Annotated in this window: 15 protein-coding genes; 14 read left to right on the top strand and 1 reads right to left on the bottom strand. The window is 44.7% G+C overall.

Annotated features, from left to right (window positions below):
* Positions 1–58: 58 nt before the first annotated feature.
* From ACTB00_RS03170 to ACTB00_RS03160, 3 genes are all read left to right on the top strand, one after another.
* Positions 59–985, top strand: coding sequence for a dihydrodipicolinate synthase family protein (locus ACTB00_RS03170; protein WP_463298500.1), 927 nt, complete (start codon positions 59–61; stop codon positions 983–985).
* Positions 986–1041: 56 nt separating this feature from the next.
* Positions 1042–2523, top strand: a complete 1482-nt coding sequence (locus ACTB00_RS03165) for a sodium:solute symporter family protein (protein WP_463298499.1) — start codon at positions 1042–1044, stop codon at positions 2521–2523.
* 598 nt (positions 2524–3121) lie between these two features.
* Positions 3122–3949, top strand: coding sequence for an RteC domain-containing protein (locus tag ACTB00_RS03160; protein WP_463298498.1), 828 nt, complete (start codon positions 3122–3124; stop codon positions 3947–3949).
* Positions 3950–4114: 165 nt separating this feature from the next.
* Here ACTB00_RS03160 and ACTB00_RS03155 read toward each other — a convergent pair whose 3' ends face one another.
* Positions 4115–4240: a hypothetical protein gene (locus ACTB00_RS03155; RefSeq protein WP_463298497.1), complete on the bottom strand. Its 126-nt coding sequence runs from the start codon at positions 4238–4240 to the stop codon at positions 4115–4117.
* Between the two features lie 26 nt (positions 4241–4266).
* Between ACTB00_RS03155 and ACTB00_RS03150 the strand changes: the two genes are divergently transcribed.
* From ACTB00_RS03150 to ACTB00_RS03100, 11 genes are all read left to right on the top strand, one after another.
* The gene (locus ACTB00_RS03150) at positions 4267–4509 is read left to right on the top strand and encodes a hypothetical protein (protein WP_463298496.1); all 243 of its coding nucleotides are present in this window, start codon (positions 4267–4269) and stop codon (positions 4507–4509) included.
* A gap of 122 nt (positions 4510–4631) precedes the next feature.
* Positions 4632–4928 (top strand): helix-turn-helix domain-containing protein, encoded by a 297-nt coding sequence (locus ACTB00_RS03145; RefSeq protein WP_463298495.1) that lies wholly within the window; start codon positions 4632–4634, stop codon positions 4926–4928.
* Positions 4925–5410: a hypothetical protein gene (locus ACTB00_RS03140; RefSeq protein WP_463298494.1), complete on the top strand. Its 486-nt coding sequence runs from the start codon at positions 4925–4927 to the stop codon at positions 5408–5410. Before ACTB00_RS03145 ends, ACTB00_RS03140 begins: the two co-directional genes overlap by 4 nt.
* Positions 5334–6059 (top strand): P-loop NTPase family protein, encoded by a 726-nt coding sequence (locus tag ACTB00_RS03135; RefSeq protein ID WP_463298493.1) that lies wholly within the window; start codon positions 5334–5336, stop codon positions 6057–6059. The genes ACTB00_RS03140 and ACTB00_RS03135 overlap by 77 nt, the downstream gene beginning before the upstream one ends.
* 919 nt (positions 6060–6978) lie before the next feature.
* The gene (locus tag ACTB00_RS03130; RefSeq protein WP_463298492.1) at positions 6979–7341 is read left to right on the top strand and encodes a hypothetical protein; all 363 of its coding nucleotides are present in this window, start codon (positions 6979–6981) and stop codon (positions 7339–7341) included.
* Positions 7342–7361: 20 nt separating this feature from the next.
* Positions 7362–7676: a DUF4134 domain-containing protein gene (locus ACTB00_RS03125; RefSeq protein ID WP_053183468.1), complete on the top strand. Its 315-nt coding sequence runs from the start codon at positions 7362–7364 to the stop codon at positions 7674–7676.
* Entirely contained in the window at positions 7673–7981 is a 309-nt protein-coding gene (locus tag ACTB00_RS03120; protein WP_463298491.1) for a DUF4133 domain-containing protein, read from the top strand. The genes ACTB00_RS03125 and ACTB00_RS03120 overlap by 4 nt, the downstream gene beginning before the upstream one ends.
* Positions 7978–10401 carry a TraG family conjugative transposon ATPase gene (locus tag ACTB00_RS03115; protein WP_463298490.1) on the top strand — a complete coding sequence of 808 codons (2424 nt, stop codon included), beginning with the start codon at positions 7978–7980 and terminating at the stop codon, positions 10399–10401. Before ACTB00_RS03120 ends, ACTB00_RS03115 begins: the two co-directional genes overlap by 4 nt.
* A gap of 33 nt (positions 10402–10434) precedes the next feature.
* Positions 10435–11097: a hypothetical protein gene (locus ACTB00_RS03110; RefSeq protein WP_463298489.1), complete on the top strand. Its 663-nt coding sequence runs from the start codon at positions 10435–10437 to the stop codon at positions 11095–11097.
* A gap of 29 nt (positions 11098–11126) precedes the next feature.
* Entirely contained in the window at positions 11127–11849 is a 723-nt protein-coding gene (locus ACTB00_RS03105) for a hypothetical protein (RefSeq protein ID WP_463298488.1), read from the top strand.
* Entirely contained in the window at positions 11849–12802 is a 954-nt protein-coding gene (locus tag ACTB00_RS03100; RefSeq protein ID WP_463298487.1) for a hypothetical protein, read from the top strand. Before ACTB00_RS03105 ends, ACTB00_RS03100 begins: the two co-directional genes overlap by 1 nt.
* Positions 12803–12814 lie beyond the last annotated feature (12 nt).

Here is a 12814-nt window from a genome sequence, read left to right as displayed (position 1 = left end):
GATTTCCAACAGACAAGTTACCATAAGAATAGAATATAAATTTTAAAAAACAGATTATATGAAACAATTAACTCAACCTTTACAGGGGATTATTCCCCCACTGGTCACTCCGTTACTGGATAATGACACGTTGGATATGGAAGGCCTGAAGTGTCTGATAGAACATGTTATTGCCGGAGGAGTGCACGGGATCTTTATTTTAGGTACTACCGGCGAGTTTGCCAGCCTTAGTTACAACCTCCGCTGTGAACTTATTGAAAACACCTGCAAGCTGGTTGATGGGCGCTTGCCGGTTTTAGTAGGAATCTCGGACTCTGCTTTCCGTGAAAGCCGGAACCTGGCAGCCTTCGCCGCAGATCATGGAGCTGCAGCGGTAGTGTTGACCCCTCCTTATTATTTTTCATCGGGACAACCGGAATTGCTGGAATATCTGAAACGGATCATGCCGGGGATGCCGTTGCCATTGTTTATCTACAACATGCCCATTCATACCAAGGTGGTGTTTTTTCCAGATACGGTACGGCGGGCAGCCGATATTCCCGGGATAATCGGGATGAAAGACAGCTCTGCCAACCTGGCCTATTTTAACCAGGTCCGTTACCTGTTGAAAGATTCCAATCCTGATTTTACTTTTATGATCGGACCTGAAGAGCTCTTATCTGAGTTTGTTTTGATGGGAGGACATGGCGGCGTTTGTGGTGGAGCCAATTTATTTCCCCGTTTGCATGTAGATTTATATGAGGCTTCGCTGAACTGGGATTTTGACCAAATAGATAAACTCAGGGAAAAGGTGATGCAGGTAAGCACTACAATTTATAACATCGGACAATATGGTTCCAGCTACTTGAAAGGGTTAAAATGTGCCTTGTCTTTAGCCGGTATCTGCCATGATTTTATGGCTGAACCCTTTCATCGGTTTAAAGAAAAAGAACGGGCACAGGTTAAAACAGCCCTGGAACAACTGAAATACGACCAGTTACTGTAAAATAACAAGAGCCGTATTCTTAAACCACACAACTAATCTTATTCAAAGCACTATTTATGAGTACTATTGATTTAATTGTTTTTATTTTATACCTGTTTGGTATTGTTCTTTTTGGTAGTTCCTTTTATAAAAAGAACAAGACAGCCTCGGCCTTTACCCTGGGGAACAATAAAATCCCGACCTGGGTGATCACCATGTCGATCTTTGCCACCTTTGTGAGCAGCATCAGTTACCTGGCTTTACCGGGCCAAGCCTACCTGACCAACTGGAACGCCTTTGCCTTTAGCCTTTCTATCCCGATAGCTTCGCTGATGGCAGTCCGTTTTTTTGTTCCTCTTTACCGGAAGGTAAACAGTCCGTCTGCTTATACGTATCTGGAACAACGCTTTGGCCCGTGGGCGAAAGTTTACGCTTCGGTGATGTATTTACTGACCCAGTTGATGCGTGCCGGGACTATTTTGTTTTTACTGGCCTTGCCATTGCATATACTTTTGGGGTGGAATATCACAACGATAATAGTCGTAACAGGAATCAGTGTGATGGTCTATTCCTTGCTTGGGGGGATTCAGGCGGTGGTCTGGACAGATGCGATCCAGGCGATCATCCTGATCGCGGGAGCTGTAATCTGTGTAATTGTGCTGTTATTTTCAATGCCTGAAGGCCCGGGGCAACTGTTGGATATTGCCATGCAGCATAATAAATTCAGTTTGGGAAGTTTTACCGCTAATTTGAATAGTTCTACTTTTTGGGTGGTCTTGATCTACGGTTTGTTTATCAACCTTCAGAATTACGGGATTGACCAGAACTACGTCCAGCGATACATGACTTCCTCTTCGGAAAAAGAGGCCAAGAAATCAGCCCTGTGGGGTGGTTTGTTATACGTGCCTGTTTCTGCCATCTTTTTGTTTATCGGGACAGCCTTATTCAGCTATTATCAATCCGATGCCAGTATATTGCCGGAAGGGGTTGAGGGAGATAAAGTGTTTCCCTATTTTATAGTGAACCAGCTTCCTGTTGGACTGACCGGATTGCTTATTGCATCAATCTTTGCAGCGGGGATGAGCACAGTTTCAACCAGCCTGAACAGTTCGGCGACAGTTATTCTTACTGATTTTTACAAATTTTCGGAGTCAGACCCAAAGGCGGCTAGAAAATCCATGATAGTTCTTTATTTATCATCCCTTGTTTTCAGTATACTAAGCATAGTTATAGCCATTGCAATGATCAATGTTCAGAGTGCATTGGATACCTGGTGGAAGCTGGCATCGATTTTTAGCGGAGGGATGCTGGGGCTGTTTTTGCTGGGATTTTTTGCCCCAAAGGTGAAGAGTCGTGGGGCCATTGCCGGGGTAATTGCCGGTGTCGTCATTATCGGCTGGATGAGCCTGAGCCAAATTTTCATAACGGAAGGAAGTTTGTTGAGCTATGCAAGTCCTTTTCACAACTACCTTTCTATTGTATTCGGAACAGCAGCGATATTCGTTATCGGTTTTTTTGCAGGAACAGTAATTTTCAATAAAAAAGGAAACACGAAATGATCTATTTAGGTGTTTTTTTTAATGTCAATTTCAAAATAAATATAAAATATAAAGCGACATGTGAATCGGCACGCCGGAACATAGAACAGAAAAACTCAAAACCAATTTACAACAGTTTGAAAGTTGCGAAAACAGGAATCTTTTTGAATTGGAAAAGGCTGTAGGACTTTGTTTTTCGGCACTTTTAAAACTGTGTGCATATGTTGACGAGCATGACTTTGAAACCAGGGAAGAAGAAATTCAATTTTTTTAAGTCACCAAACCTTATTTGCTTGGAGAATATCAGTATTGTTCAAAGTTCCTATTGTTGGAGTCAAAGCCTGCCGATTCAGCAAATTAGAAGAGACATCTGAAAGACGTGATGACAAAATCAAAACATTTGAGAATAAGAAAAATATTGCTATTAAAAATTTTAAGTATGCAAATTAAAGGGAGTACTTATCTGAAAAAAATTAGGTGAGATTTTGCCAAGAGCAGCTATGCTTATAAATTTTTGTAATTCTGAAATAGCGAAAAAGAGAACGTGCGTGCTTAAGGGGAACGAAACTGATTGGAATATACATTTCAAATATATATTGATAAACAGTTCTATTTACCCATGACAAAATTCGAACAGATTGTTGTTGATTTGGAAGCCGAATTGACAACTGAAAGAGATGTTTCAGAGAACATCCTTCAATATTCAGACCGGGCAATCGGTCATTGTAAAGTAGCATTGGACATGCTGCGTGAACTGGTGGAAAATGAAGGTTTTTCCGACAAAGAATCGGAAATCCAGTTTTTCAAAAAAATCAAGCCATCGGTTTTTAGCAAGTTATTATACTTTCAGAGAATCTTTGACTTGGAAAGTAATCGGCCAGTTAAAGATAAAAAGGGAGTCAGAAAGTATTTTGCGAATGAGTTGAAGAAACTCAGGAAATACATGAAATTGCATCAGGTGAAAGTACAATATTACCGGTGTGGGCATAGCCATCTGGATGAGAAGTACTTTACCCGGAATAATGAGGATATTCCGGTGGAACTTAAAGATTCCCAGGCCTTGATGGATGAGGAATTTTTTGCATGGAAAGACCATACGTTTTCGAACATCATCGCTAATGAGATGCTGATAGACTACATCACTCAAGAAATGGAAAAATTGGATTATCCCGACAAAAAAAGCTTACCGGAATTGAATCTAAATTGGACCGGAAATACGATCGATTTATATGAATTAATCTACGCCATCTATCTGGAGGGCTCCGTGAATCATGGAAAAGCGACCATTGTTGAGCTTGCCAAAGCCTTTGAATGGGCATTTAACATCGAATTGCAAAAAGAAGTTTATAAAACACAGGAAAGATTGGTCAGAAGAAAAGATCCGGTTAAATATCTTTCTCGATTGGTGGAGATATTAAAACGAAGAATAAATAATAAATTGAAATAAATCATGGTGCTAAAATTATAGTACCACTAAACTGTTAAGGTATGTTTACTATCTTTGTTAAAAATAGAATAACTAGAATACCATCCGGATAGACGTCCGGTGGAACTAAAAATATAAAAAGCGTTAGCTTTTTATTCTTGTCTCAAAAACCGCCAGTTTTTAACACTACAGGAATAATAGGTGTGACGCTCGTGCTTTGGCGCGAGCAATGTCTACCTGTAGTGGGGCATCTGGCGGTGCCTTGAGGCAGTAGGTGTTGTCTCGCGCCTCTTTTTTTATTCGAATTCTCATAACTTTCCGTTAAAAAAACTAACACAATGTCATCACTTTACACTACAAAAATCCGCCAGAATGCTGATCTGGTCAACGCCATGTCGAAATGCCCGTTTGGGGAACCGATTGCTGAATGTCCTTTTATCCCCTTTTATGAAATGAAAAACGAACGCAAACAGATTGAACAAATCGAAGTGATTCCACAAGAAGAATTAGATGATATGCGCCGCTTTCACCATGCCTGCATGCAGGAGCTGGTGAAAACACGGAAAGCAAACTTTCTATAGTAGTAGGACTACCATTACTTAACGATATAATTCACCACGTCCTTTTAGGTGGGTAACAGTTTTGTTTGAATGGTTGCAATTTTGAAGCAATTTCAAAATCAACCATTCAAAATTAGATTGTTATGCCTGCAGAAATTGTTACAACTGACGACCTCCGGGAATTCAAAATCGAACTGCTCCGGGAATTCAAAAGAATGCTAAAGGAACACCACGGAGAACCTTCCAAACGATGGCTCAAATCTTATGAAGTTAAGGAGCTTCTCGGGGTTTCGCCTGGTAAACTTCAACAGATGCGTGTCAATGGCAGCCTGCCTTTCACCAAGATAGGGGGAATGATCTTCTATGATTATGAGGATATACGCAGAATGCTGGAAGAGAACCAAACGAAGAACCATTCCACTTTCAGTTCTTTCAGATGAACTACATCAAACACCTGAACGGTTTTTTCGAACGGGTTTCAGGCGACGGAAGGCTGACGGCCTATCACATCAGTTTGTATTTGGCTATTTTTCAACTCTGGAACCTGAACCGATTTGCCGGAAAGTTTCCCATCAGCCGCACCGAACTGATGATACTATCCAGAATCGGATCTGTGAACACTTACGCCAAATGCATCAAAGAACTTGATCGATGGAGGTACATCAGGTATTTCCCAGCAGCCAACCGGCACTGCGGAAGTGAAGTTAGCTGTATCAGATTTGATACCGGAAGCGATACCGGAAGCAGTACTGGTAATGATACTGCAAGTGATACCGGAGGTGATACACTTATTAAAAGAATAAACAGAAAAACAGGAAACAAGTCACCCGATCAAATTTTTCAAAATGGAGGAAGGAGAAAAATTAACGGGTTTAACCATTACCACGTCAACAATGACAAGGACTATTCAGAGCCCCTTTGACGAAGTGGCTGAATTCAAAGATGGATTGTTCCATTTCAATTTTCAATTGAGCCTGAAGTGGATGGAAAAACAGGGCAAAATCCTATTTGGGGATCACTTTCGCATATACCCGGAGGATCAACCACTGATATACAAATTACTGGTCTATGCCATTGGCGACGAGGGAAGTTGCACCAAATCCGGAATCAGCCTTCGCAAGGGGATTCTTTTGATTGGGCCCGTTGGGGCAGGAAAATCCCAGCTGATGAGCCTGGTCAACTACTTTTTTCCTCCGGAAAAGCAGTACCGAATCAAAGCGACCCGGGAAATCAGTTTTGAGCTGGAAAAGGACGGCTATTCGGTGTTTAACCGCTACAGTAAAGGCTCGGTTCGAAACCTGAATGGCAAAATAGTTCCTCAGGTTTGGTGTTTCGACGACCTGGGAGTGGACAACGTTCAAAAGTATTTCGGTACGCAGTGCAATGTAATGGCCGAGATCTTGCTTAACCGCTACGACCTGTTTGTTTCCCGTGGGGTGCTGACCCATGTCACCACCAACCTTTCGGCCCCGGAACTGGAAGAGCGGTATGGCAACCGGATACGCTCAAGGATGAGGGAAATGTTTAACCTGGTGGCTTTTGATAAGGATGCCAAAGACAAACGCTGTTGACATGATTTGGTAGGTGATCCTGCGGCCTGTTCGCTCCGTTGGCTCCGCCATTGGGCTCACAAGCCTCGGTTGAAAAAGAAAGACGCTTGCTTCGTTTGCACGGACGGCACCAGGCCAGGGGCCTGACTAACCGTTGCGCTATCCCTTCGCAGGCAACTTTCAGGTTTGATTAGGTTTTATCCTATATTTTTCGGTTTATGGTGGTGTTTTCACAGGTTATCCCTGTGCCCCGGCACCATCGCTCCGCCTCGCTCAACCGCTTCCTTTATCCGTTCGCTACCGCGCACGAAACCAGTCGCTTTTTCACTCACCGTCGCTCCGAAGCCGGGTTGCACCGCACGGCAAGAGTCGCCCCGTTTGTTCCGCTTCGCTCCACGCCCGGGCGACACTTGCCTGAGCCCGCCCGCACCCAAAAATTTCAGCTTGAGATTATTTCCGTCAAAAATCAAAAAAGAAAACCAATTTAGCCGGTCTCCGCACAATTCAACCCGCTGATAAAATGCAAGGCCAAGGCAAGTGGGCCCATTAATAACCAAAGATGATTGTTATGAAAATATCAGTTTGGGTCCAGCCTTGCATTTTCGCCCCGACCAGCTTCCAAATGGTTTTTCTTTTCTTTTTTGCCTGTTTTTTCTTTTGTTTTTTGAAAAAAATCTACCGATCAAATTTCCACAAATTAGCCTATTTAAAATGATGAATGAAGCTTGTGAGTGATCGGTCTCTTCAAAGGGCGACAAATTAAATGAAACAACATTATTGGTCCCAATCATCTACTTAATCATATAAATACCCACCTCCGTTAAGGTGGGCAAATTTTTCTTTTCCGATCATGCACTTTTGCAGCGATGACTTCTGGTATAGACTGCTTTGTCAGGTCATCCACCAGTCATCTTGCCAAGAACAAATAAAATGAATAGGTATGTTTGGACTCGATCAAATCAGTTGGGGACAGTTTATCCGGGCGATCCTGCTTCTCCTTACCCTGTGGTACTTCTCCCTGTTTTTGCTGTTTTTATTCAACAACAAGAGAGCAAATCAAAAAACCTTGTTTGAAGACGACTTCGCCGGGACCATTCAGCCGGAAGAGCTGCAAGCAGTGGGTGTTTCATCCCGGGACTTGCCTTCGGAAATGGTACCCCTGGTCCCTTTTGGGGCTGTTGTTTTGCCCGTTTCCTTTTATGAAGAAATAGGCGTGGATGAAGGTTACTCCCTTGGCCGGTTTCAGAATTCCAAGAATCCTATTCCGAAATCAGTAATGGAACAAATCCAGTTTCAACAATAATCCTTCAATTTTTAAAAGCTATGAAAACAAAAGTTCAACGATTCTTTTCCAAAGCAGCCGCGATTGCTGCTCTAATCTTCTTGTGGGTTTCACGGGCTTTAGCCCAGAGTTCTGCCGGTATTGACCAGGCAACTGCCGAGGTCAGTTCTTACGTGGACCCGGTTTCCAACCTGATCATTGCCATCGGCGCTGTGGTCGGGCTGATTGGCGGCGTCCGGGTGTACATTAAGTGGCAAAGCGGAGACCAGGATACCCAAAAAGCCATTATGGGCTGGTTCGGTGCCTGCCTGTTTCTGATCCTGGTTGGTGTGGTCATCAAAGCCTTTTTTGCATGATGGAAACTTACAAATTGCAAAAGGTCGATACCAAGCTGTATATCAAAGGGCTTTCCGGCCCTTTGGTTTTCCATGCACTCTACGGAATACTGGCTGCTTTCCTGCTCTTTGTGGGCTTGTATATTCTCATCGGCACCTTTACAGCCGTTTTGGTCTGTGTCCCATCCTTTTTTGCCTGGCTCTACCGGGTCAGCCAAATCCAGAAAAAGTACGGGCCGGCAGGCTGGGACAAAAAGCAGACAGCCAAAAAACTGCCACGGTTTATCCAGATCAAAAGACGCATCCATCAAAATCAACAGCGATGACAAAACCAATGAATGTCAAACCCATCGAACATGCCCTGCCGGTGCTGGGCTTTAATGGCGACTTGATGGTTTCCAACAACCTGGACATGGGCTTCGGGCTGAAACTCCACCTGCCGGAATTGCTTTCCTGCAGTCGCGAACAGCTTTACATGTTGCACGATACCTTCCAGCGGGCTGTGAACCTGCTGCCGGTAAACACGCTGATGCACAAACAGGATTTCTTTTTTGTGGAGCATTTTTATGAAAGAGGCCAGAATAGAGAGCAAGAAGTTCCAAGCCTGAACGACTGCTACCTGGAACATTTTAGAGGAAGGCCTTACTTGAAACATGAATGCTACCTGTTTGTCAGTTTGCTGAATACTGGGCTGTTGAAGAACTACTTAGGTTCAGCGCTTATCTTTTCAAAAAAGGCAAAACAACACGAAGCCCGGCTGACCGAAAAGCTGAAAGAGGTACAGGCCAACCTGACTGGTCTTTTTACCCAAAGCGGGATTGTCTGCGAAGCGGTTAGCCAGGCCGAAGCCATTGGTGATAAAAAATCGCCCGGATTAATCGAGCGCTACCTGACCCTGAACTTCCATAAAGACCGGCCGGTGCTGGGCGGGATTGATTTTCGGGACAGGCTCCGGGTCATGGACCAGTTTGTGGAGATCCTGAGTTTAAGCGATTATTCGCATGTGCCGGCTGAACTAAAGCCAGCCGGCGTTCATCCCACAACAGGACTTCCGGCATCAATGGTTTACCCGGTTACTTACAACCTGCCGTTCTCTCACGTGACCAACCAGTTTATTTATGTGCCGGACCAGCAGCAGGTCAAGACTTTTTTGGAAGACAGCTACAAACGGATCTACAGCCTCTCCAGGTTTTCTTCGGAGAACAAGGTTAACGCCGGTTTGATCGATGAGTTTTTGGATACGGTACAGACCACCGGTGAAAAGATCGTCAAAACGCATTTTAACGTGATGCTCTTTGATGAGTCTATTTCGCAGCTTAAACAATACAAAAGCGAGGCGGCTTCAGCTTTTTCCCTGATGAATTGTTTTCCATACCAACATTCGTTTGACCTGCCGCTGTTGTTTTTTGCCTGCGTACCGTTTTCAACGCAGCTTCCCGAATCAGAATTGTTCATTACCCAGGTTCCACAGGGCTGCTGCCTGACAAATTTTGAAGGATCGATCCGGAATTCAAAATCGGATTTTACGATCCACCTTTCCAACCGTTTGGAAGGTTGCCCGGTTAAAATCGACATTTCCGATGAACCGATGGAAAAGCACCTGATCCATAACCGCAACAAGCTGGTGATTGGTGGATCCGGATCCGGGAAATCGTTTTTCACCAACCACCTCTTACGGCAATACGCCGAAAGTGAAAACTGCCACATCGTTTTGCTGGATGTCGGCCGGAGTTATGAGCTGCTGACCTGGTACCTGGAAGAACGGCTGAAAGACCAGGGCGGTGCGATGATGGTGGAGTTCACAACCGAAAATCCGATCTCCTTTAACCCGTTTGTATTGACCGGTGAACCGGATGTGGAAAAAAGACAAACCATCCTGTCTGTGATCTACACCATCTATAAGGAGAACCTGTCGGAGATGGAAAAGGATGTGATCGCCCATTCCTTGTCGGAGTTTTTCAAAACAGACGGACCGGAACGTTCTTTTAACGGCTACTATGAATTCAGCCAGGACTTCATTCCGGCTTTAGTTAAGGAACAGTCTCTGGGGTTTAACTGCCCGGAGTTTTTCTTTATCCTCTCAAAATATTACCGGGGTGGAGAGTATGACTATTTGCTCAACCGCCAGATGGACACGGACGAGTTTTTTCGATGCCCGTTTATCGTATTCGAATTGGACCAAATAAAGGATCATCCAATCATTTTCCCGGTGGCCACGCTGATTATCATGGATATATTCCTCCAAAAGATGCGCAAGCTAAAAGCCGTGCGAAAACTCTTGGTCATTGAAGAAGCCTGGAAGGCCATTGCCACGCCACAAATGGCCTCCTATCTGAAATATTATTTTAAAACGATCCGCAAGTTTTTCGGCGAAGCCATGGTCGTCACTCAGGAGGTGGATGATGTGATCTCCTCTCCAATTATCCGGGATGCGATTATCAACAATGCCGACACCCGAATCATGCTGGATATGGGCAAATTCAAAAATAAGTTTGAGCAGATCAGCCAGATCCTAGGGCTTTCGGAATTCCAGAAAGAGCAAATCCTGTCGATCAACAAAAACCTGCCATCGGATCGAAAACTGAAAGAGGTTTTTATCAGCTTGGGCAGTTATTCGCGGGTTTTTGCACTGGAAGTCAGTCGGGCGGAATACTATTGCTATACGTCGGAACAGAAAGAAAAAGAGCTCATCTTAAATAAAACAACAGAAAGTCAAAGCTTTCTGGAAACCCTCAAATCCATGTAAACAACAATCGAAATAATCAAAAATTTTAAAGCAATGAAAACACGAATCAAGAAACCAGTCCTGCTGCTGCTTTTTGCGCTAACGCTGACAGCCATTTTTCAAAAGCCAACTTTTTGCCAAGCTCCTGTAACGGATGTGGGTGCCGGAATTCAACGGGAAGCCCTTTGGACCCAGGAAAAGGACATTCTTTCAAAAATCAACTGGTACAATATTCTGATTAAAGCCCTGAACGGGGACATCAAAGGCCTAACCGGAGAACTACTCGGCATTGACCAGAAAATGCTGGAAAGCCTGGAAAAGGTCAGTGGCCTGATCAAAGACTACAAACGGGTTCAACAAACCCGTGACCTGCTTTCAAAGATCATGGAGATCTACACGGAGAAAGTTCCAAAGCTGGTACAGGATGAAAATTTTACCGCGCAGCAGGCCGCTGTAATTGTCCAATCCTTTGACCTGATCCTGGATGACAGCCGCCAACTGACGGGTACTGTGCTGAATTCGATTCTGAAAGACAACCTTTTTCTGATGGATGACAAGCAGCGGTACGACACCATCAACGGAGTATATGAAGATGTACGCCGCCATTACGGAACCATCTGTTACCTCTACAACAAGCTGCTTTATGCTTCTTACCTGAAAAGCCAGCAGGACGGAAGCCTGGAAAGCTTTGCCCTGTATTACAGCCTTTACCATTAATGAGTTTCGAATTAAAAAACAAAAAAGTCATGAAAATCTCCATATTAATTTTGGGAATAACTTTAAGTACAGCTATCACTACGGTAGCCGTGAAAGAATCCAATGCCCAGCTCCTGAATGTCAAACCCTGGCACGGGTATTACCCGGAAATGAATGACGATTACCCCTTAAGCTTTATTGCTTTTAAAGGCTGGCTGTTTCCGGTACCGCATGTGTTCGTTCGTACCTGGCCTACGCATTATTATGTAGAGCTTGGGGCTTTGCCTGTTTCGGACGCGACCGAATATGCCGGGCAGACCAAAACCGGTCTTTTGCGGATCGCCGCCAAATTGCTGGAGCGATCGCAGATAAAAGGGAGGCACGATGAGACCAGTCAGATCAGAGACAACACGCAGCTTCAAAAGGTGATTGAAGAGAAACTCTTCAGTGCCCGTAAGGATGAACTGCCGGACATCTACGGTCTGGCAGGACAGTTTATTCGCCTTTACCAGAAGATCGGAAACTTTGACCGGCTGGAAAACTCATCCGAAGTGAAACACATCCTGCGGGATGAAGCAGACGACCTGTTGATGCGTTTTTTGATGGTCAACCTTTTGGAGAGCGATCACGGAGCTAAGCTGGAATCTTTTGCCGGAATCCAAGCTGAATTAAATCAACTGGTTGGCGAAACAGACTATACCTTCCGAAAACTCTGTCACCTGAATGTTTTTGGGAACGCTGTAACCGGCAGTTATGCCTTTTTAACCCGCTGATGATGCTGTTACAAGTGATTACAACCGATGGATTTTTTGCCTTTACCGATACCATGGTTCAGGCAGGAATTGATAATGCCGGGATGCTGGTGGATATGGCCCGGGCAATCGGGGGCATTGCCGCTTTTTTCTATATCTCCAAAAGGATTTATGAGCAGTTGATCGCCGATAACCCGGTATTCCTGCTTCCGCTGCTTCGCCCGTTTGCGCTGGTGCTGGTGATTACCTTCTGGGGACCGTTTATCAATTTACTGATGGTTCCCACCAAAGGATTGACCCATCTTTCGGAATCAATCTATGCCAACAAAAAGCATTTGGTGGTGGAAAAGCTGGAAGAAAAGCGGGATGCCATCCTGGTGGTGGATATGCCACTGTTTTACGAAAATGAAGAAAAGGAAGCCGCCCTTTGGGACAAAGGGATCAACCTGCTATTGACGACCTACAACATCATTTCAGGCAGGGCTTTGCAACACCAGATTAACCTGTACATCATGGATGCCGTCAGGCAATTGCTCGAATCCCTGTTTGAGGTACTGGTTTATCTGATTGCTTTTCTCCGGACGGTGTTCTGTGTCCTGCTGGTCGTTTTCGGCCCGCTGGTCTTTGCCCTCTCTATCTTTGACGGCTTTCAGGAAAATTACCTGGGCTGGATTGCCCGCTTTGTCAATGTGAACCTTTACCTGCCCATCGCCCTGATTGTCCTGTCCCTTGTGCAGGAAGTATTGATCTATGTGCTGGATCAGGAAATTGCCCTGATCCATTCGATGCTGTTCTACCAGCCTTCCCTGTTTTTTGTCTCCAACCTCGTGGTGCCGGTTTGCGGGATTATCGGCTTGGCCATGGTACCGAAAATTGCTTCATGGATTGTGCAGGCATCCGGGACCGGTTCCGGAGGTGGAAGATTAGTCAGAACAGCAGCCATTATGGCTGCCACCAAAGGGGCAATGAAATAACGGGGGAAATTC

The sequence above is a fragment of the Sunxiuqinia sp. genome (assembly GCF_055140945.1).
Note: the sequence above shows the minus strand (reverse complement) of the source record. Positions and strands in the feature narration are given on the sequence as shown.

Bases quoted from the DNA above. Each gene is read 5' to 3' on its own strand.
- ACTB00_RS03170 (WP_463298500.1), top strand. From the start codon at position 59: ATGAAACAATTAACTCAACCTTTACAGGGGATTATTCCCCCACTGGTC.
- ACTB00_RS03165 (WP_463298499.1), top strand. From the start codon at position 1,042: ATGAGTACTATTGATTTAATTGTTTTTATTTTATACCTGTTTGGTATT.
- ACTB00_RS03160 (WP_463298498.1), top strand. From the start codon at position 3,122: ATGACAAAATTCGAACAGATTGTTGTTGATTTGGAAGCCGAATTGACA.
- ACTB00_RS03155 (WP_463298497.1), bottom strand. From the start codon at position 4,240: ATGAGAATTCGAATAAAAAAAGAGGCGCGAGACAACACCTACTGCCTC.
- ACTB00_RS03150 (WP_463298496.1), top strand. From the start codon at position 4,267: ATGTCATCACTTTACACTACAAAAATCCGCCAGAATGCTGATCTGGTC.
- ACTB00_RS03145 (WP_463298495.1), top strand. From the start codon at position 4,632: ATGCCTGCAGAAATTGTTACAACTGACGACCTCCGGGAATTCAAAATC.
- ACTB00_RS03140 (WP_463298494.1), top strand. From the start codon at position 4,925: ATGAACTACATCAAACACCTGAACGGTTTTTTCGAACGGGTTTCAGGC.
- ACTB00_RS03135 (WP_463298493.1), top strand. From the start codon at position 5,334: ATGGAGGAAGGAGAAAAATTAACGGGTTTAACCATTACCACGTCAACA.
- ACTB00_RS03130 (WP_463298492.1), top strand. From the start codon at position 6,979: ATGTTTGGACTCGATCAAATCAGTTGGGGACAGTTTATCCGGGCGATC.
- ACTB00_RS03125 (WP_053183468.1), top strand. From the start codon at position 7,362: ATGAAAACAAAAGTTCAACGATTCTTTTCCAAAGCAGCCGCGATTGCT.
- ACTB00_RS03120 (WP_463298491.1), top strand. From the start codon at position 7,673: ATGATGGAAACTTACAAATTGCAAAAGGTCGATACCAAGCTGTATATC.
- ACTB00_RS03115 (WP_463298490.1), top strand. From the start codon at position 7,978: ATGACAAAACCAATGAATGTCAAACCCATCGAACATGCCCTGCCGGTG.
- ACTB00_RS03110 (WP_463298489.1), top strand. From the start codon at position 10,435: ATGAAAACACGAATCAAGAAACCAGTCCTGCTGCTGCTTTTTGCGCTA.
- ACTB00_RS03105 (WP_463298488.1), top strand. From the start codon at position 11,127: ATGAAAATCTCCATATTAATTTTGGGAATAACTTTAAGTACAGCTATC.
- ACTB00_RS03100 (WP_463298487.1), top strand. From the start codon at position 11,849: ATGATGCTGTTACAAGTGATTACAACCGATGGATTTTTTGCCTTTACC.